Raw genomic sequence first — 17,146 nt, 5'->3', positions numbered from 1 at the left:
AGCCGCCGCTGGCCGCGCGGCCCAGGCGAGGGCACCCAGGCGGGCGCGCCAGGGACGTCCAGCCGGATCGATCCGCGCCCCGACGGCCAGATAGCGGTTCAGCGCCCGCTCGAAGCCTTCCGCGTCGCCGTCCAACTCATCCGAGAACAGGGTCGCCGACAGGATGTCGAACGTCAGCCCTGACATCTCGCTGTCGATGTTCAGCACCCGCGCGCCATGCTGCAGGCCCCAGCCGGCGACCCGGCGCTCGCAGACCTCCGCCATGCGCGCCGCCAGGGTCTGGGTGCGGGCGGGGGTGAACAGGGGAGCCATGATCCTTCGGGCGCGACGCCAGACCTCGCCTTCGGTCAGCAGCAGGCCGTCGGCCAGCATGGGACCCAACACCCGCCGCTGCAGGGCGCCCTTCTCGTAGTTGACGGCGTTCTCGGTCAGGACGTGGCGCACGCCCTCCGGGTGGCTGACCACCATCATCGCGCCCAGCGGCCCCTTGCCGTACAGCTGGGGCTCGCGGAAGTGGCGCTCTGACCACATCAGCAGGGGATCGCGCCAGCCCACCCACAGGAACTCCACGAACCCCAGCGGATGATCGCGCCGGGGCGGGGTCCAGGGCCGGAAGGTCTGGGAGCCGTCAGCCATGACGGAAAGCTAGGCCCCGATCGCGACCGGGAAAAGGCGGCGCCTCACTCGGCCGCAGCCGGTTTCCAGGCCCGCATCTCGGCGATCTCGCGGGTCTGGGCGTCGATCACAGCCTGGGCCATGCGGCGGATCTCGGGGTCGCGCGAGTCCTTCAGCGCCACCTCGGCCATGGCGACCGCGCCCTGGTGGTGGGCGATCATCTTGGCGATGTAGGCCTGGTCGATCGTCTCGCCGGACGCTTCGGCCATCAGCCGGTGCATCTCGCTCTCCGACGCCGCGAAGGCCCGATCAGCCGCCGTCGGTCCGGAGGCCGGCGCGTGTCCGCCGTGCCCGCCCTCGACCTCGGCCGTCTCCTTGACGATCGCCGCATGGTTCGCCGTGGCGGTGTCGCGCAGCGCCTGCTGCACCGGGTCGCCGCCGCCGTCGCAGGACCCCAGGACCGGCGCCAAGGCCAGAAGCAGGAACGCCAGGACGGGAGCGAAGCGCATCGGAGCCTCCTAGGGAATCAGGTCGCCAGCCAGTTCGGCATCCAGCCTTCGTGCATCTCGCGCAGGTGATCCAGCGGCAGGCGGAACAGCTCGCCCTTGGGTCCGGTCGAGGCGAAGTCGCGGCCCTTGGCGCGGCCGACCACCGAGGCGTGCAGGCCGGCGGCCTGGGCCTTGGCGATCAGATCGGCCGCATCGGTCACCGCCGTCAGATAGCGCGCCTGGTCCTCGCCAAACAGCAGGACGTGAGCATGCGACGCCGAGGTGGCGTCCAGCTCGACGCCGACGTCCGAGGCCAGGGCGATGTCCGCCGCAGCGCCGATCAGGCCGCCGTCCGACAGGTCGTGCACCACGGTCAGTTCGCCCGCCTCGATCAGGCCGCGCACGAAGTCGCCCGTCTTGCGCTCCAGCTTCAGGTCCACCGGCGGCGGCGCGCCGTCTTCGCGGCCCAGCACCTCACGCAGATAGATCGAGGCGCCCAGCTCGCCGTGGGTCTCGCCGATCAGCACCAGCACGTCGCCCTCGGCCATTCCGCCGAAGCCGGTCACCGTGTCGTAGTTGGGCAGCAGGCCGACGGCGCCCACCGTCGGGGTCGGCGGGATCGCCGCGCCGTTGGTCTCGTTGTACAGCGAGACGTTGCCGCTCACGACAGGGAAGTCCAGCTCGCGGCAGGCCTCGGCCATGCCGTCGATGGCGCGCACGATCTGGCCCATGATCTCGGGCCTCTGCGGGTTGCCGAAGTTCAGGTTGTCCGTGATGGCGATCGGGCGGCTGCCGACGGCGGTCAGGTTGCGCCAGGCCTCGGCCACGCACTGTTTGCCGCCCTCGTAGGGATCGTTCTGCACGTAGCGCGGCGTGCAGTCCGAGGTCACCGCCAGGCCCTTGTCGGTCCCATGCACGCGCACCACGCCCGCGTCTGCGCCGGTGGCTGAATCGTGCAGGGTGTCGGCCATCACATGGCGGTCGTACTGCTCCCAGATCCAGCGCTTGGAGGCCATGTCGGGGCAGGTGACGACCTTGATCACCGCGTCGACCCAGCTCTCCGGGGCCGGGACCTCCTTGGGGTCGAGCCGCGGCTGAAGCTCGGGCTGGACCCAGGGCCGGTCGTACATCGGCGCATCGTCGAACAGCGGCGCCAGCGGCACGTCGCAGACGATCTCGCCGTGGTGCTTCAGCACCAGCCGGCCGGTGTCGGTGGTCACGCCGATGACGGCGGCGTCCAGGCCCCATTTCTTGAAGATGCGGTGGCCGTCTTCCTCGCGGCCCGGCTTCAGCACCGCCAGCATCCGCTCCTGGCTTTCCGAGAGCATCATCTCATAGGCCGTCATGCCGGTTTCGCGCTGGGGCACGGTGTCCATGTTCAGCTCGATGCCGACGCCGCCCTTGCCGGCCATCTCGACCGAAGAGCTGGTCAGGCCCGCGGCGCCCATGTCCTGGATCGCGGCCACGGCGCCCGAAGCCATCAGCTCCAGCGTCGCCTCGATCAGCAGCTTTTCGGCGAAGGGATCGCCGACCTGCACGGTCGGGCGCTTCTCGTCGGAATCCTCGTCGAACTCCGCGCTGGCCATCGTCGCGCCGTGGATGCCGTCGCGGCCGGTCTTGGAGCCGAAATAGACCACGCTGAACCCGGCGGCGGGGGCGGCGGAGTAGAAGATGCTGTCGGCCTTGGCCAGACCGACGCACATGGCGTTGACCAGGATGTTGCCATTGTAGCCGGCGTGGAAGTTCGTCTCGCCCGCCACGGTCGGCACGCCGACGCAGTTGCCGTAGCCGCCGATGCCCGAGACCACGCCCGAGACCAGCCGCTTGGTCTTCTCGTGCGACGGGTCGCCGAAGCGCAGGGCGTTCAACAGGGCCACGGGCCGGGCGCCCATGGTGAAGACGTCGCGCATGATGCCGCCCACGCCGGTCGCCGCGCCCTGGTAGGGCTCGATGAAGCTGGGGTGGTTGTGGCTCTCCATCTTGAAGATGCAGGCGTCGCCGTCGTCGATGTCGATGACCCCGGCGTTCTCGCCCGGTCCGCAGATCACGCGCGGGCCCTTGGTCGGGAACTTGCCCAGGTGGATCTTGGAGGATTTGTACGAGCAGTGCTCGGACCACATCACCGAGAAGACGCCCAGTTCGACCTGGTTGGGCTCGCGTCCCAGCCGGTCCAGGACGACCTGATATTCGTTGGGGGCCAGGCCGTATTCGGCGGCCAGTTCGGCCATGGTCTTCTGGGGAGCGCTCATGGCCGGGCCTCATAGCCGGACTCGGCGCGGAAGGTAAGGTCAGGCCGGTCGTTCGACGGGCGGACGCAGACGGAAGGTCAGCACCGCGGCGCCGATCAGCAGCCCCGCTCCCGCGACGATGGCCGCGCCGGCCAGCACCCCGTTGCGCTCCTGCTCCGCCGTAAAGACGCCCAGCAGGCCCCAGGCGACCGGCAGGGCGAAGGCGGGGGTCCGCAGCACCAGGTCACGCCCAAGCGCCATCGCCGCGACGATCAGCACCGCTGCGACCGCCCAGGCCGTGGGCGAAAGCGCCGCGGGCAGGGCGCCGTTTCCGGTCAGCACGGTCAGCAGGTTGACGGGCGCGGCGATGCTCAGCCAGCCGGCCAGCAGGGCCAGGGGCCAGACCACCGTCCAGCGCTCGAGGTCTCTCCGGGAAAGCGCGCGGATCTCGCCCGCCGACGCCAGAAGCGGGATCAGCAGCGCCAGCAAGGCGCCGAAGATCAGCACGATCGTGGCGGTCTCCCAGTCCAGGGCCGCCGCCACGATCCACAAACCGATGCCCGCCAACGCCGCGACCGACGGCCAGCCCAGGCGGCTCAGCAGCGCGCTCTCGCCCGTCGCCGGCAGCACCTGCCGCACCGCATAGACCAGCAAGCCCAGATAGATCACACCCCAGATCGAGAACGCGAAGCCGGCCACCTTCAGCGTAGCGTCGCTGTCGGCGGCGAACGCCTCGGGGCTCTGACCCCAGCCGAGCAGGATCTGGGCCTGGGCGACGACGACCGCGAAGACGGCCGAGATCAGGACGACAAGCCGGCGGGTCATCTGGGCCGGAGTGGGGCGGACGATCGAAGCCATGACCTGACTACGCGCCGCGAGGCGATTCGGTTCACCCGTTGGTGCGTGGCGGCCTGGCGCTACGCCGCGTTGTAGACGCTCTGGAACAGGATCGCGCCGTCGGCCGAACCCAGCTCGGCCTCGAAGGCGCGGTCCGGGTGGGGCATCATGCCCAGCACATTGCCGCGCGCGTTCTGGATGCCGGCGATGTCGGCGACCGAGCCGTTGGGATTGTCGACGTAGCGGAACACGACCTGACCCTCGCCCTCGATCCGCTTCAGCGTCTCTTCGTCGGCGAAGTAGTTTCCGTCGCCGTTGCCCTGGGTCATGACGACCTCGCGCTGGCCCTGGTAACCCGAGGTGAAGCGCGTCTGGCCGTTGGCGACCGTCAGGCTGATGGGTTTGCAGACATATTTGAGGCCGGAGTTGCGCAGCAGGGCGCCGGGCAGCATTCCGGCTTCGCACAGGATCTGGAAGCCGTTGCAGATGCCGACCACCGCCACGCCGTCGTCGGCGGCCTTCTTCACTGCCTGCATGACGGGCGACTGGGCCGCCATCGCGCCGCAGCGCAGGTAGTCGCCGTACGAGAACCCGCCCGGCAGGACGATCAGGTCCAGGCCCTGGGGCAGTTCGGTCTCCTGGTGCCAGACCATCTGGACCGTCTCGCGGTCGAGCGTTCGACGGCGACCTTGCAGTCGCGATCGCAGTTGGAACCGGGGAAGACGATGACGGCTGCGCTCATGGCGCGGGCGTTTAGCAGGGTTCGTGGCGAATGTCAGGGGCGGAGCGTGAGCCCCTACGGCCTGGCGCCCTCCGGAACCTCACGCCGCAGTTCGGCGAGGAAGGTGGTCATCGCCTCCACCTTCGGCTCCGCCATCCGGCGGGCCGTCTCCGTCTTCAGCTGGCCGGGTATTTCGCGCGCGAACCGTTCGATCTGGCTCAGCGCTCGGTCGTAGTCGGCCGCGTCGCCGGTCGAGGCCAGCAGTCGCGCGGCGCCGAGCGCGCCCAGGAAGTCCAGAGCGTCCGCATCGTGCAGGGCGATCGCTTCGGCCGAGGCGTCCGGCTCCAGCCAGAAGCTGTGTCCCAGGATGGCGGCGCGGACGGCCGGGAACTTCTCCATCGGAAAGCCCGCCTCGCGCAGGAACGGCTCGGCCAACTCGGCCGAGCGCGGCTCGTGCTGAACGCCCTCCTGGCGGAACGGCTCGATCCCACCCCAGTCGTGCAGCATGGCCGCGGCGAACAGCACGTCGGGATCGACCGCCAAGTCTTCGGCTTGGGCGATCCGGATCGCCAGCAGGTAGTTGCGCTCGGAATGTCGCCAGCCCCATCCCGGGTGCTGGAAATGAGCCCGGGCCTGTTCATAGACCGCCGCGCGCCAGGGGCTGTTCAGTGGAATTCCCGCAGCCGTCGCGACGGCCTCGGACATCGGGGCGGCGGCGTCCTGCGCGACGGCCGGCGCGGTCGTAAGCAAGGCGCAGCCCAGAACCGGCAGGACGAGAGTCTTCATGGCGCGCCTCCGTTCGGACGGCCATGATCCCCGAGGCGCCGGGCGTTGGGAAGTGTCTAGGTTTCCACGCGGCGCCGTTGCGACAGCCACGCCACGACCCAGACCGCGAAGCCGCCCAGCGTCAGCCCCACGCCGACCCAACCCGTCGAGGTCCAGCCGAAGCCGGCGGCCACCGCCATCCCGCCCAGCAGCGGACCGACCGCGTTGGCGGTGTTGAAAGCCGAATGGTTGAGGGCCGCCGCCAGGGTCTGGGCGTCGCCCGCCACGTCCATCAGCCGGGTCTGCAGGATCGAGCCCAGTCCGCCGCCGCCGCCGACCAGGAACACCACCGGCAGCACGGCCCACAGATGCCCGGCGGCCAGCGGATAGAGCGCCAGCGCCGCCGCGGTCCACAGCAGCAGCCCGCCCGCCGCCTTGAAGCCGAACCGGTCGGCCGCCCAGGCGCCGACCAGATTGCCGGTCATCAGCCCCAGGCCGAACACGGCGAACACCCAGGGCAGGACGCCGGGGCCCACGCCCGTCACCGCCGTCAGCGTCGAGGCCAGGTAGGCGTAGACCGCGAAGATGCCGCCAAACCCGATCGCGCCTACGCCCAGCGTCAACCAGACCTGGGAGGATTTCAGCGCGCCCAGCTCCCGCCAGGGGCTGGCGTCCGCGTGTGGCGGATCGCGCGGCGCGAACAGGGCCGCCAGGATCATGGTCAGCACCGCCAAGGCGCTGACGATGGCGAAGGTCCAGCGCCAGCCGAACGCATGGCTCACCACATTGGCGACCGGCACGCCGATCACCGTGGCGATGGTCAGACCCAGCAGGATCGTGGACACCGCCCGCGTCCGGTACTTCAGCGGAACCAGGGAGGCGGCGACCAGGGCGGCGACGCCGAAATAGGCCCCGTGCGGCAGGCCGCTCAGGAAGCGGAAGACCAGCATCCACTCGAACGTCGGCGACAGGGCGCTCAGGGCGTTGCCGATGGCGAACAGGGCCATGAAGCCGATCAGCAGCAGCCAGCGCGGCGTCCGCGCGCCCAGCACCGCCAGGACCGGCGCGCCCACCACCACGCCCGCCGCATAGGCGCTGATGGCGTGGCCGGCGGTCGGTTCATCCACGCCCAGGCCGCGGGCGAACTCGGGCAGCACGCTCATCGCGGCGAACTCGGTCACCCCGATGGCGAAGCCGCCCATGCCCAGGGCGGTCAGCACCAGGGCGATCGCGCCCCTGCTCATCGTCCTGGGCGGGGTCGGGAGCGATTCGAGGCTGTCGGCGTCCACGCAGGGCGCCGCGTCGGCGGAAGTCATAGGCGGTCCGGATGAGGGGAGGCGGACTTATTGCGCTGCAACATGGCCCTTTCCGCCTGTCGATCAACCGTCCCCGCCGCGGTCCGACGATCACGCTTTGTGTTCGGCTCTTTCCGGGGCGCCTACCGGGGCTTTCCGACGTACGCCGCCACCCGCCCCAGATCGTTGGAGTCGAATCCCGACCCGTCCAGCGAAGCGTGCGAGCCGTCTCGGTACTTGACCCGGATCGTCCCCTGCATCAGCCCGGCGACGGAGTAGACCGTTCGCACCTCCGCCACCTCGCGGGCCTCCAGGCGCTTCTCACCGCCCAGGGCGTTCCTGACCGTGACGTAGCCGGTCCCGACCTCGATCCGTCGACGCGACATCACGGCGCCGACGCCCAGGTTCAGGGCGAGCAGCCCCAGCCATGCGGCGATGCAGATCGCCCAGACCTTCAACCCCTCGGCGTCGAACGACGACAGAACCAGGTCCGGATCCTTCAGCAGCCCCAGCACGGGCGCCGCCAGGGCGAGGGCCATCAGGCCGTAGCTGGCCAGCGAAAGCACGCCGAGCGGAATGACCCGGTACAGCGGCGACGGCGTCAGGACGTCTCCGGGACGCAGCGCCCCCGATGGTTTGCGCGCCCTAGCCACGGTCAGCCCCTGTTCTCGTAGGTCGCCGTGATCGACGCCTTGGCCAGGGTATGGAAGTGCAGGTTGAAGCCGAACACCGCGCCCGAGTTGTCCGGGGTCACCTCCAGCCGCTCCACGTCCACCGCGAACACCGTGAAGATGTAGCGATGCGGTCCGTGCCCCGGTGGCGGGGCGGCCCCGCCGAATCCCGGGGGGCCGTAGTCCGTGCGCCCCTCCACCGCGCCGGGCGGCAGTCCCTGCGGCGACGCGCCCGTCGCCAACTCGGTCACGTTCGCGGGAATGTTGGCGACCGTCCAATGCCAGAAGCCCGAGCCGGTCGGCGCGTCCGGATCGTAGCAGGTGACGGCGTAGCTCTTCGTCCCCTCGGCGCGCCGACCATCTCAGGTGGGGCGACGTGTTTCCCCCGGCCTGCACCTGCGCGTCGGGCAGCACGCCGCCGTCGGTGATGTCGTTCGAGGTCAGGGTGAAGGTCATGGCGGGGCTCCGAACGTTCGCGTCCGGCCAGCCTAACGCATCGGACGGCGTGTCGTCGCGCCCTGTAAGGCTTCCCCGCGCGATGTCTGGCCCTGGGACGGAAATGCGCTACGGTTTCGCGCTCGCCGCGCATGCGGGCGGGGCGTTTCACCAGGAAGGGCTGTGTCGCAGAAGCTCGTTCATTTCGCCACCGAAGACGGGATTCGCCGCACCGCCCGATTCCGTCGGGATCTGTTCGAGGGGTCGGGCAATCTCGACCAGGACACCCTGGATATCGACGAGGGCTTCGACGCGAGTCCGAACTGCGCCATCGTCGGGATCGTGGACGACGACGCCCTGCTGGCGGTGATGCGGATCCATGTTCTCGCCGGGGGTCTGAGAACCTCGCCGGCCCACCACGTCTTCCCGGACGTGCTCGCCCCAGAGCTGGAGCGCGGCTTCTACGTCGTGGACTCCAGCGGCTTCTGCGCGCGATCGACGCGGTCCAGGGACCGGATCGATGCGGCCTACAGGCTGCTGTCCGCGTCGATCCACATCGCCCGCCGCTTGGCGCCCTCCAAGATGATCGCGACGGCCCGGGGGACCCATGGCCGGTTCTACCGGCATGTGTTCGGCGGGCGCCTGGCCTGCGAGGCGCGGGCCTATCCCGGACGGCGGCATCCGCTGTCCCTGTATATCCAGGACACGCAGGACCTGGTCGCCGGGCTGGAAGCCCGCGGCGAGCGCCGCTTCCTGTTGGACGAAACGGATCACCCTGTCGTGGACGCGGCGCTGAAAGCCGTCCTGGATCCTCACGGAGAAAGCTGATGACGCAAACCGACGTGGTCGCCCCGCCCAGGACCTTGCAGATGGCCGGCGGCGTGATCCGCCACATCGAAAGCCTGATCGCCCGCACCTCGCCGGTGGGCGACCGCTGCTTCTTCGATCCGGCCCAGTTTCCATGGACGGCTCAGGTCGAGGCCGCCTATCCGGACATCGCTCGTGAGTTGGCGGCGCTGCTGGCCGATCTGGACGAGGTGCCGGGCTTCGAGGTGATCTCGACGGACCAGGAGAAGCTCACCAACGACGGCCGCTGGAAGACCTTCTTCTTTCGGGGCTACGGCGTCGATTTTCCCGACAACTGCCGGGCCTGTCCCAGGACCTGGGAGGCCGTGCTCAAGATTCCGCGCATGACCACGGCCTTCTTTTCCATCCTGGAGCCGGGAAAACAGATTCCGCCTCATCGCGGCCCCTACAAAGGCGTTCTCCGCTACCATCTCGGACTAGTCCTGCCCCGACAGCCCGAAGGCGCCTGGCTGGATGTCGGGGGCGAACGGCGTCACTGGGAGGCGGGCAAGAGCCTCGTGTTCGACGACAGCTACGTCCATAGCGCGGGCAATGACACCGAAGACATCCGGGTCGTCCTCTTCGTGGACTTCGTCAGGCCCCTGCCGTTCCCGGTCTCGCTGTTGAACGAACTCGTGATCGGCCTCATCAGCCGATCGCCCTATGTGCGCGAGGCGAAGCAGAACTACGACAATTGGCGCGCGAAACGTCGCAGGCTACGAACGGCGCCGGCGGCCTAGTGCGCCGCGTCCTTGGCCGCCTGGGTGAAGGCGCTGTCGTCCATCAGCCCGCCCGCCAGCGCGCCGGCGAACACCAGGCAGGCGGCCAGCACGAACAGGGCGACCAGCAGCTTGCCGATCCGGTTCACGCCACCTCGATGCGGTAGCTTTCAATCACCGTGTTGGCGAGCAGCGTCTCGCACATCTTCCTGGCCTCGGCGGCCGGATCGGCGGCGCCGTCCAGGTCGAACTCGATCAGCTTGCCCACGCGGGCCTCCGACACCCCGGCCCAGCCCAGACCGTGCAGGGCGCCTTCGACGGCCTTGCCTTGCACGTCCAGCACGCCCGGCTTCAGGAAGACGTGAACCTTGACCTTGGCCATCAGTGCAGTCCCCCTTGGATCACGGTCGGCATGCCCTTCATGATGCCGAGGCGGCGGGCCACCTCGGTGTAGCTTTCGATGACATTGCCCAGGTCGCGGCGGAACCGGTCCTTGTCCAGCTTCTCGCCGGTGGTGGTGTCCCACAGGCGACAGCTGTCCGGGCTGATCTCGTCGGCCAGGATCACCCGGGCGAAGTCGTTCTCCCAGATGCGGCCGAACTCGATCTTGAAGTCCACCAGCTGGATGCCGACGGCGCCGAACATGCCCGACAGGTAGTCGTTGACCCGCACGGTCATGGCCAGGATGTCGTCCAACTCCTGGGTCGAGGCCCAGTTGAAGGCGGTGATGTGCTCTTCGGTGACCATCGGGTCGTTGAGCTCGTCCTTCTTCAGGTAGAACTCGATGATCGAGCGGGGCAGGGGGGTGCCTTCCTCGATGCCCAGGCGCTGGCTCATCGAGCCGGCCACCACGTTGCGGCAGACCACCTCCAGCGGGATGATCTCGACTTCGCGGATCAGCTGTTCGCGCAGGTTCAGGCGCTTGATGAAGTGGTTCGTCACGCCGATGCCGTTCAGGCGCGACATGATGAATTCGCTGATCTGGTTGTTGATGACGCCCTTGCCTTCCAGCTGGGCCTTCTTTTCGCCGTTGAAGGCGGTGGCGTCGTCCTTGAAGTACTGGATCAGCGTGCCGGGCTCGGGTCCTTCGTACAGGATCTTGGCCTTGCCCTCGTACAGCTTCTTGCGCTTGACGTTCATGCGTTCCGGTCCGGATCGCGCCGCCGGAAAAACGAAAATCGCGCGGCCAGATCGATGATCTGGGCGGCGCGATCCGGAATCGGGCGGGCGGGGAAAATTGATCGGGCACTCCTTAGCGGAACCCGGGTCCGGACACAAACCACGGCATTGAGGACACGGCGCAGGACACTCCGCCGCAACCTGTAGAGTTCCGGTTGCGTTCGGCTGGCGGGGGGCTATAGACCACCTCGACCCGCGGCCCGGTTCGGCCGCTTACGGAGCCTTGCGACGCCCATGACCACCTTCGACGATCGGGAAAAGGGCTTCGAGTCCAAGTTCGCCCTCGATCAGGAACAGGAATTCAAGGCCGTCGCCCGCCGCAACAAGCTGTTGGGCCTCTGGGCCGCCGAGAAGATGGGCCTGTCGGCCGAAAGCGCCGACCAATACGCCTCGGCCGTCGTCCGCGCCGACTTCGAGCAGCCGGGCGAGGAAGACGTCTTCCGCAAGATCGCCCAGGACTTCGAGGGCGCCGGCATCAGCGTCTCGGAAGGCGAAATCCGCCGCAAGATGGACGAGCTGGCCTCGATCGCCCGCGAGCAGATCCGCAACGGCGAATAGGCTCCGGTCTTCGGGATCCGAACCCAGGCCGCTCCAGCGATGGGGCGGCCTTTTTTCTTTCGTCATCCCGGCGAAGGCCAGGACGAAGGATCAATCGTCGCGTAGCGCCACCGCCAGCACCGACCACGCCTGCGCCTTGTCGGCGAAGCTGCGCGCCGCGTGCGCCGGGCTGGACGACGGCAGGTCGACCAGCCGGACGCCTCCACGCCCGCCAGAGATCGCCGGCCGATTCGGGCCGCCGTCCCTCCGTTGAAGGCGACGGCGCGCAGGTCCGGCAGTCCGGCGACCAGGCGGCGCAGGTCGGCCGCCTCGGCGTTGCGGATGTCCGCGTCCAGACTGCCCTTCCGTTCGGCGCGAGAGATGACGTCCCACAGCCCGATCCCGGCGGCCTTCAGGGCCGCCAGCCGTTCAGGATAGGGCAGGGCGGCCAGGTCGTCCCGCCCGACCACGCCTCCGACCAGCCGCCAGAACGCGTTGCGCGGATGGCCGTAGTACTGCCCGGCCTTCAGCGAGGCGTCGCCCGGCAGGCTGCCCAGGATCAGCAGCCGAGTGTTCGTATCGACTACGGGAGCGAAGGCGGTCTTGGCGGCAGGCGCCTCAGCGCCCGGCATTTCTCATCCAGCCCACCACCGACAGCCGCGGCCCCTGGGCGTAGGCGGCCACCGGCGCGACGGAATGGTATTGCGGGACCTCGAATAGGGTGAGCGTGTTCCAGCGCGGCGCGTGGCCGCGGATCACGTCGCCCGCGTCGTCGTGGAACAGCAGCTGGCCGCCCCAATCGGCGCGCCAGGCCCGGGTCAGGCCCAGGGTGTAGGCCACCAGCCGGTCGCTGGCCTCGGATCCGACGTCGTTGTGCAGGCCGATGAAGTCGCCGGGCCGGTAGCGGGTCAGCTGGCCGTCCGCCTTGACGATGTCCTGGCGCCCGGTGACGGCGACGCCCAGCTTGACGAAGGCGTCGTTCAGGAACTCGGTCAGCGCATGGATCGGATGCCCCGGGTCGCGGCCGGTCAGATAGGCCGTGATCAGCGGATAGGCCAGGTACAGAAAGCCGTAGCCGGCGCCCGCCTTGGTCATCATGGCCCGCAGCCGTTGTTGCAGCGCTTCCCCGCCCAGGGCGGCGACGTCCTGGCGGGACAGGACGACGGGGCGGCCGTCCTCGCCCTCGAAGGCCAGGTCCCATTCGATGCGGTTCTCCAGCATCGCCGCCAGATGCTCGGCCGAGGCCGGCTCCAGCACGTCGGCGATCTGGACCCATCCGTCGCGCCGGTACGCCGCCGCGCCGCGCGACGTCCAGGTCGGGATTGATCCGGATCGACGTGGTCATCAATGCGTCCCGAACACCCGTGCGAACACCGTGTCCACGTGCTTGGTGTGGTAGCCCAGGTCGAACAGGGCCTCCAGTTCGGCGTCCGATAGGGTGACCCGCTCGTCGGCCTTCAGGAAGTCGATGAACCGGCCCTCGCCGCGCCAGACCCTCATCGCGTTCGACTGCACCGCCGCATAGGCGTCCTCGCGCGACACGCCCGCCTGCGTCAGGGCCAGCATCACCCGCTGGGAGTGGACCAGGCCGCCCAGCAGATCGAGGTTCTTCTGCATGTTCTCGGGATAGATGTTCAGCCGCTCGACCACGTTCGCCAAGCGGTGCAGGGCGAAGTCCAGGTGGATCGTCGCGTCCGGCCCGATGCCGCGCTCCACCGAGGAATGGCTGATGTCCCGTTCGTGCCAGAGGGCGACGTTCTCCATCGCCGGCGTCACCGCCGAACGCACCAGCCGGGCCAGGCCGGTCAGGTTCTCGGTCAGGATCGGGTTGCGCTTGTGCGGCATCGCCGACGAGCCCTTCTGGCCCTTGTCGAAGAACTCCTCGGCCTCCAGCACCTCGGTGCGCTGCAGATGGCGGATCTCCACCGCCAGCCGCTCGACCGACGAGGCGACGACGCCCAGGGCCGCGAAGAAGGCGGCGTGCCGGTCGCGCGGGATCACCTGGGTCGAGACCGGCTCGACCTGCAGGCGCATCTTCTCGGCCACATAGGCCTCCACCGCCGGATCGACGTTGGCGAAGGTGCCCACCGCGCCCGAGATGGCGCAGGTCGCGATCTCTTCCTTGGCCGTCAGCAGCCGGCGCTTGGCCCGCTGGAACTCGGCGTGATAGCCGGCCAGCTTCAGGCCGAACGTCACCGGCTCGGCGTGAATGCCGTGGCTGCGGCCCACGCACGGCGTGAATTTGTGCTCCTTCGCGCGCGTCTCCAGCGCCGCCAGCACCCGGTCCACCCCGTCGATCAGCAGGTCCGCCGACCGCGCCAACTGCACCGCGAAACAGGTGTCCAGCACGTCCGACGAGGTCATCCCCTGGTGCAGGAACCGGGCCTCCTCCCCGACGATCTCGGCCACATGGGTCAGGAAGGCGATGACGTCGTGCTTGGTGGTGCGTTCGATCTCGTCGATCCGGTCGGCGTCGAAGGTCGCATCCTGGCCCTTGGCCCAGATCGCCTCGGCGGCCTCGGCCGGGATCACCCCCAGCTCGGCCATCTTGGTGGCGGCGTGAGCCTCGATCTCGAACCAGATCTTGTACTTGGTCTCCTGCGACCAGATGGCGACGGCGTCGGGGCGGGAATAGCGCGTGATCATGGGCGCGTCGTGTCGGTCGCATGGCCGCGCGAGTCAACCGGCGCCTTGTCCGGCGCGGCGATTTCGGTTCTGGTCCGCCCCGTTTCGAACCCGTGGAGACCTTCGATGAACCGCCGCGACCTGCTCGCCGCCTCCGCCGCCGGAAGCGCCGCCCTGACCCTGCCCGGCGTGGCCGGGGCGCGGGCGCGTCAGGCCTCCGACCGCCTGCGCCTGGGCATGATCGGCGTCGGCATGCGCGGGCGGGTCCTGCTGCGCGAGCTGGTCCGCCGCGACGATGTCGAGGTCGTGAGCTTGGCCGACATCGACGCCTTCACCCTGAACGAGGCGTTGAAGCAGTTCACAGACGCCGGCAAACCTCAGCCACGGCTCTACACAGGCTCCAACGAGGCCTGGCGCGAAATGCTGGCCTCGGCCGATCTGGACGGCGTGCTCATCGCCACCCCCTGGGAACTGCACGCCCCCATGGCCATCGCGGCCATGAACGCTCGCGTCCCCGTCGCCTGCGAAGTCGTGGCCGGGATCACGTTGGACGACCACTGGCGCGTGCTGCGCGCCCAGCAGCAGACCGGTACGCCCTACATGCTGCTGGAGAACGTCTGTTTTCGCCGCGACGTGATGGCGGTGCTGAACATGGTTCGTCAGGACGTCTTCGGAGAGATGATCCACCTGGAAGGCGGCTATCAGCACGACCTGCGGGAGGTGAAGTTCAACGCCGGCGTACCCGGCCAAGCCTACGGCGGCGGGGCGGAGTTCGGCGAACGCGGCTGGTCCGAGGCCCGCTGGCGCACCCAGCATTCGGTCGACCGCAACGGCGACCTCTATCCCAGCCATGGGATCGGCCCCTGCGCCATGTGGGCGAACGTCAACCGCGGCAACCGTTTCACCCGCCTGACCAGCTACGCCTCCAAGGCGCGCGGCCTGCACAACCACGTCGTCGCCCAAGGCGGCGCGGCCCATCCCAACGCCCGCGTGAGCTTCCGCCTGGGCGACGTCGTCCAGACCATGATCGGCTGCGAGAACGGCGAGACCGTCATGCTCAGCCACGACACCAACCTGCCGCGCCCCTATTCGCTGGGCTTCCGCGTCCAGGGCGAGAAGGGCCTCTGGATGGACCTCAACAGGTCCATCTACGTCGAAGGCGAAAGCCCGCAGCCCCACCGCTGGGAGGAGGCCCAGGCCTGGCTGGACCGCTACGATCATCCGCTCTGGAAGGCGCACGCGGCCAAGGCCGAGGGCGCGGGCCACGGCGGCATGGACTTCTTCGTCATCCACGCCTTCGTGGAGGCGCTGAAGGCCGGCGCGCCCATGCCGATCGACATCTACGACGCCGTCACCTGGAGCGCGGTCACGCCCCTGTCCGAGGCCTCGATCGCCGAGGGGAATCGCACCATCGACTTCCCCGACTTCACCGAGGGGGCCTGGCGCGACCGGACCCCGATCTTCGCCTTCGACGACCGCTACTGAGAGAGACCCGGCCATGGAACTGATCGTCGGAAACATCGCCTTTTCGACCTGGTCGCTGCGACCCTGGCTGGTGCTCAAGCGCTGCGGCGCCGAGTTCACCCTGCGCGAGGTCCCGCTCTACGGGCCGGGCTACAAGGAGGCCGTCGCCGCCGTCTCGCCCTCGGGCAAGGTCCCGGCCCTGATTGTGGACGGCGAGACGATCTGGGATTCCATGGCCATCTCGGTCTGGTGCGCCGAACGCTATCCGCACGTGAAGCTGTGGCCCTCGGACGCCAAGGCCCGCTGGCTGGCGCGTTCGGTCGCCTGCGAGATGCACTCGTCGTTCATGGGGCTGCGCTCGGAGTGCGGCATGGGGCCGGACGACGCCGGCGTGATCCACACCATGGTCGGCCCGGATCGGGCCTCGCCGCCGACCGGCGAGGCGACGCTGGCCGACATCCGCCGCCTGGTCCAGATCTTCCGCGAGATGCGCGCCCGCTTCGGCCAGGGTGGCCCCTACCTGTTCGGCGAATGGTCGATCCCGGACGCCTTCTTCACCCCGGTGGCCGCCCGTTTCCGCCACTACCAGGTCGACCTCGCCGCCCACGGCGACGACGGCTCGGCCCAGGCCTATTGCGACGCCCTGCTGGCCCAGCCCGACTTCCTGGAGTGGACGGCGGAAGCTCTGCGTTAACCGCGCGTTCCAACGCGGCCTTAAGACAACGGCGCTATGTGTGGAGCCTGATGGAACGCAGCCGCGTTCGAGGTCAGCCATGTCCATGCCGGTCCAACAGCCCGCCGCCCGCCGCCCCAGCCTGATGGTCTACGGGCTGCTGATCGTCGTCGCCTGCTGTCTTCCGGCTCTGCTGTTGGCGGGGCTCTAGGTTCAGTCGATACTCTAAACTTCGTCATGGCCGGGCTTGTCCCGGCCATCCATGCCCGCCGGCGGACGAAGATTCGTATCGCGCCAGCCTCGGTGCAACGGTGTCTATGGATGGCCGGGACAAGCCCGGCCATGACAGGTCGTGCGTCCATCGGAGTCTGAATGTCGATCAGATCTGGAAACCCTAGCCGCCCGTCGGCTGCACCGCCGCCACTTCCAGCGGCTGCGCGGGCTGCGGCGGGGGCGGCGGAACATAGTCCAGGCTCAGCGAAATCCGCGTCGCCCCGCCCGCCAGGGCGTCCAGAGTGTTCAGCGGCCGGCCGTTCATCCGCTGGTAGATCCAGTAGGCGGCGACCACCTTCTCCACGTAGTCGCGGGCCTGGGGCACGTCGATCGTCTCGATCAACAGCAGCGGGTCCGCCTCCGGCCCCAGCTTGCGCACCGCCGCCATCATCGGGCCGGCCGGCGTTGTACGAGGCGGCCACGCGCAGCAGGTCGCCGTTGATCTCGGGCAGGGCCAGCACGCGGCCCACATAGGCCTGGCCCAGACGGGCGTTGACGTTGGGATTGAACAGCCGCTCGGGATCGCTGACGAAACCGCGGTCGCCGGACAGCTCCGCCGCTGTGGTCGGCATCACCTGCATCAGTCCGTAGGCGCCCGCTCCCGACCGCGCGCGGGCGTTGAAGTCGGTCTCCTTGCGGGCGATCGCATAGACCAGCGACCGCTCGATGACGAAGCCGCCCTCGGGCTCGATCACCGGCTGCGGATACCGGTTGGCGTCGACCCGGCGCGCGTCGCCGTCCGGAGCCGGTGACCCGCGGCCCCAGCGCCCGGCCC

Annotated in this window: 19 protein-coding genes and 3 pseudogenes; 5 read left to right on the top strand and 17 right to left on the bottom strand. The window is 69.1% G+C overall.

What is annotated here, in order from left to right:
- The 9 genes and pseudogenes from AC2W7C_RS03360 to AC2W7C_RS03320 all read right to left on the bottom strand — a co-directional run.
- Positions 1-636 (bottom strand): cytochrome P450 (locus tag AC2W7C_RS03360; RefSeq protein ID WP_486000171.1); only part of this gene is annotated, 636 nt, incomplete at its 3' end.
- Between the two features lie 44 nt (positions 637-680).
- Complete coding sequence (locus AC2W7C_RS03355; RefSeq protein ID WP_486000170.1) at positions 681-1,124, bottom strand: DUF305 domain-containing protein; 444 nt, start codon at positions 1,122-1,124, stop codon at positions 681-683.
- Between the two features lie 17 nt (positions 1,125-1,141).
- Positions 1,142-3,352, bottom strand: a complete 2,211-nt coding sequence (purL, locus tag AC2W7C_RS03350; RefSeq protein ID WP_486000169.1) for a phosphoribosylformylglycinamidine synthase subunit PurL — start codon at positions 3,350-3,352, stop codon at positions 1,142-1,144.
- Between the two features lie 39 nt (positions 3,353-3,391).
- Positions 3,392-4,189 carry a hypothetical protein gene (locus AC2W7C_RS03345; protein WP_486000168.1) on the bottom strand — a complete coding sequence of 266 codons (798 nt, stop codon included), beginning with the start codon at positions 4,187-4,189 and terminating at the stop codon, positions 3,392-3,394.
- A gap of 59 nt (positions 4,190-4,248) precedes the next feature.
- A pseudogene (gene purQ / locus AC2W7C_RS03340) lies at positions 4,249-4,910 on the bottom strand (phosphoribosylformylglycinamidine synthase subunit PurQ).
- A gap of 54 nt (positions 4,911-4,964) precedes the next feature.
- Positions 4,965-5,675, bottom strand: coding sequence for an HD domain-containing protein (locus tag AC2W7C_RS03335; protein WP_486000167.1), 711 nt, complete (start codon positions 5,673-5,675; stop codon positions 4,965-4,967).
- A gap of 56 nt (positions 5,676-5,731) precedes the next feature.
- Entirely contained in the window at positions 5,732-6,970 is a 1,239-nt protein-coding gene (locus AC2W7C_RS03330; RefSeq protein WP_486000166.1) for an MFS transporter, read from the bottom strand.
- 122 nt (positions 6,971-7,092) lie between these two features.
- On the bottom strand, positions 7,093-7,602 hold the full coding sequence (locus AC2W7C_RS03325; protein WP_486000165.1) for a hypothetical protein: 510 nt from the start codon (positions 7,600-7,602) through the stop codon (positions 7,093-7,095).
- A 2-nt stretch (positions 7,603-7,604) separates the two neighbouring features.
- Positions 7,605-7,907 (bottom strand): annotated as a pseudogene (locus AC2W7C_RS03320) (YbhB/YbcL family Raf kinase inhibitor-like protein); the annotation flags it as partial.
- A gap of 331 nt (positions 7,908-8,238) precedes the next feature.
- Here AC2W7C_RS03320 and AC2W7C_RS03315 point away from each other — a divergent pair.
- A complete protein-coding gene (locus AC2W7C_RS03315; protein ID WP_486000164.1) occupies positions 8,239-8,883 on the top strand; it encodes an N-acyl amino acid synthase FeeM domain-containing protein in 645 nt (214 codons plus the stop codon).
- Positions 8,883-9,641, top strand: a complete 759-nt coding sequence (locus tag AC2W7C_RS03310) for an aspartyl/asparaginyl beta-hydroxylase domain-containing protein (RefSeq protein WP_486000163.1) — start codon at positions 8,883-8,885, stop codon at positions 9,639-9,641. The genes AC2W7C_RS03315 and AC2W7C_RS03310 overlap by 1 nt, the downstream gene beginning before the upstream one ends.
- Here the strand turns inward: AC2W7C_RS03310 and AC2W7C_RS03305 are convergent.
- From AC2W7C_RS03305 to purC, 3 genes are read right to left on the bottom strand one after another with little or no spacing between them, the layout of a single operon-like run.
- Complete coding sequence (locus AC2W7C_RS03305; protein WP_486000162.1) at positions 9,638-9,769, bottom strand: hypothetical protein; 132 nt, start codon at positions 9,767-9,769, stop codon at positions 9,638-9,640. The genes AC2W7C_RS03310 and AC2W7C_RS03305 overlap by 4 nt on opposite strands.
- Complete coding sequence (gene purS, locus AC2W7C_RS03300) at positions 9,766-10,002, bottom strand: phosphoribosylformylglycinamidine synthase subunit PurS (protein WP_486000161.1); 237 nt, start codon at positions 10,000-10,002, stop codon at positions 9,766-9,768. The genes AC2W7C_RS03305 and purS overlap by 4 nt, the downstream gene beginning before the upstream one ends.
- Positions 10,002-10,760: a phosphoribosylaminoimidazolesuccinocarboxamide synthase gene (gene purC / locus AC2W7C_RS03295; protein WP_486000160.1), complete on the bottom strand. Its 759-nt coding sequence runs from the start codon at positions 10,758-10,760 to the stop codon at positions 10,002-10,004. The genes purS and purC overlap by 1 nt, the downstream gene beginning before the upstream one ends.
- Positions 10,761-11,033: 273 nt before the next feature.
- On the opposite strand from purC, the gene AC2W7C_RS03290 reads away from it, so the two are divergent.
- Positions 11,034-11,357, top strand: a complete 324-nt coding sequence (locus AC2W7C_RS03290) for a DUF1476 domain-containing protein (RefSeq protein ID WP_486000159.1) — start codon at positions 11,034-11,036, stop codon at positions 11,355-11,357.
- 62 nt (positions 11,358-11,419) lie between these two features.
- Here the strand turns inward: AC2W7C_RS03290 and AC2W7C_RS03285 are convergent, their stop codons facing one another.
- The 3 genes from AC2W7C_RS03285 to purB form a co-directional block, all read right to left on the bottom strand.
- Positions 11,420-11,968, bottom strand: coding sequence for a DNA-deoxyinosine glycosylase (locus AC2W7C_RS03285; RefSeq protein WP_486000158.1), 549 nt, complete (start codon positions 11,966-11,968; stop codon positions 11,420-11,422).
- Positions 11,955-12,593 carry a 2OG-Fe(II) oxygenase family protein gene (locus AC2W7C_RS03280; RefSeq protein ID WP_486000157.1) on the bottom strand — a complete coding sequence of 213 codons (639 nt, stop codon included), beginning with the start codon at positions 12,591-12,593 and terminating at the stop codon, positions 11,955-11,957. Before AC2W7C_RS03280 ends, AC2W7C_RS03285 begins: the two co-directional genes overlap by 14 nt.
- A gap of 87 nt (positions 12,594-12,680) precedes the next feature.
- Positions 12,681-13,982: an adenylosuccinate lyase gene (gene purB / locus AC2W7C_RS03275; protein ID WP_486000156.1), complete on the bottom strand. Its 1,302-nt coding sequence runs from the start codon at positions 13,980-13,982 to the stop codon at positions 12,681-12,683.
- A 105-nt stretch (positions 13,983-14,087) separates the two neighbouring features.
- On the opposite strand from purB, the gene AC2W7C_RS03270 reads away from it, so the two are divergent.
- Positions 14,088-15,446, top strand: coding sequence for a Gfo/Idh/MocA family protein (locus tag AC2W7C_RS03270; RefSeq protein ID WP_486000155.1), 1,359 nt, complete (start codon positions 14,088-14,090; stop codon positions 15,444-15,446).
- A gap of 13 nt (positions 15,447-15,459) precedes the next feature.
- A complete protein-coding gene (locus AC2W7C_RS03265; protein ID WP_486000154.1) occupies positions 15,460-16,119 on the top strand; it encodes a glutathione S-transferase in 660 nt (219 codons plus the stop codon).
- A 373-nt stretch (positions 16,120-16,492) separates the two neighbouring features.
- Here AC2W7C_RS03265 and AC2W7C_RS03260 read toward each other — a convergent pair whose 3' ends face one another.
- Both AC2W7C_RS03260 and AC2W7C_RS03255 read right to left on the bottom strand, forming a co-directional pair.
- Positions 16,493-16,750: a hypothetical protein gene (locus AC2W7C_RS03260; protein WP_486000172.1), complete on the bottom strand. Its 258-nt coding sequence runs from the start codon at positions 16,748-16,750 to the stop codon at positions 16,493-16,495.
- A gap of 76 nt (positions 16,751-16,826) precedes the next feature.
- Positions 16,827-17,066: pseudogene (locus tag AC2W7C_RS03255) on the bottom strand (transglycosylase SLT domain-containing protein); the annotation flags it as partial.
- Between the last annotated feature and the right edge of the window lie 80 nt (positions 17,067-17,146).

The organism is Brevundimonas sp. CURTG3B2_SDJG (assembly GCF_057364705.1).
This window is presented reverse-complemented; position numbering and strand designations above follow the sequence as displayed.

What these genes read in the sequence shown, in the direction of transcription:
- AC2W7C_RS03310 (WP_486000163.1), top strand. Translation starts at nt 8,883, where the DNA reads ATGACGCAAACCGACGTGGTCGCCCCGCCCAGGACCTTGCAGATGGCC.
- AC2W7C_RS03330 (WP_486000166.1), bottom strand. Translation starts at nt 6,970, where the DNA reads ATGACTTCCGCCGACGCGGCGCCCTGCGTGGACGCCGACAGCCTCGAA.
- AC2W7C_RS03270 (WP_486000155.1), top strand. Translation starts at nt 14,088, where the DNA reads ATGAACCGCCGCGACCTGCTCGCCGCCTCCGCCGCCGGAAGCGCCGCC.
- AC2W7C_RS03345 (WP_486000168.1), bottom strand. Translation starts at nt 4,189, where the DNA reads ATGGCTTCGATCGTCCGCCCCACTCCGGCCCAGATGACCCGCCGGCTT.
- AC2W7C_RS03290 (WP_486000159.1), top strand. Translation starts at nt 11,034, where the DNA reads ATGACCACCTTCGACGATCGGGAAAAGGGCTTCGAGTCCAAGTTCGCC.
- AC2W7C_RS03285 (WP_486000158.1), bottom strand. Translation starts at nt 11,968, where the DNA reads ATGCCGGGCGCTGAGGCGCCTGCCGCCAAGACCGCCTTCGCTCCCGTA.
- AC2W7C_RS03335 (WP_486000167.1), bottom strand. Translation starts at nt 5,675, where the DNA reads ATGAAGACTCTCGTCCTGCCGGTTCTGGGCTGCGCCTTGCTTACGACC.
- purB (WP_486000156.1), bottom strand. Translation starts at nt 13,982, where the DNA reads ATGATCACGCGCTATTCCCGCCCCGACGCCGTCGCCATCTGGTCGCAG.
- AC2W7C_RS03355 (WP_486000170.1), bottom strand. Translation starts at nt 1,124, where the DNA reads ATGCGCTTCGCTCCCGTCCTGGCGTTCCTGCTTCTGGCCTTGGCGCCG.
- AC2W7C_RS03265 (WP_486000154.1), top strand. Translation starts at nt 15,460, where the DNA reads ATGGAACTGATCGTCGGAAACATCGCCTTTTCGACCTGGTCGCTGCGA.
- purS (WP_486000161.1), bottom strand. Translation starts at nt 10,002, where the DNA reads ATGGCCAAGGTCAAGGTTCACGTCTTCCTGAAGCCGGGCGTGCTGGAC.
- purC (WP_486000160.1), bottom strand. Translation starts at nt 10,760, where the DNA reads ATGAACGTCAAGCGCAAGAAGCTGTACGAGGGCAAGGCCAAGATCCTG.
- purL (WP_486000169.1), bottom strand. Translation starts at nt 3,352, where the DNA reads ATGAGCGCTCCCCAGAAGACCATGGCCGAACTGGCCGCCGAATACGGC.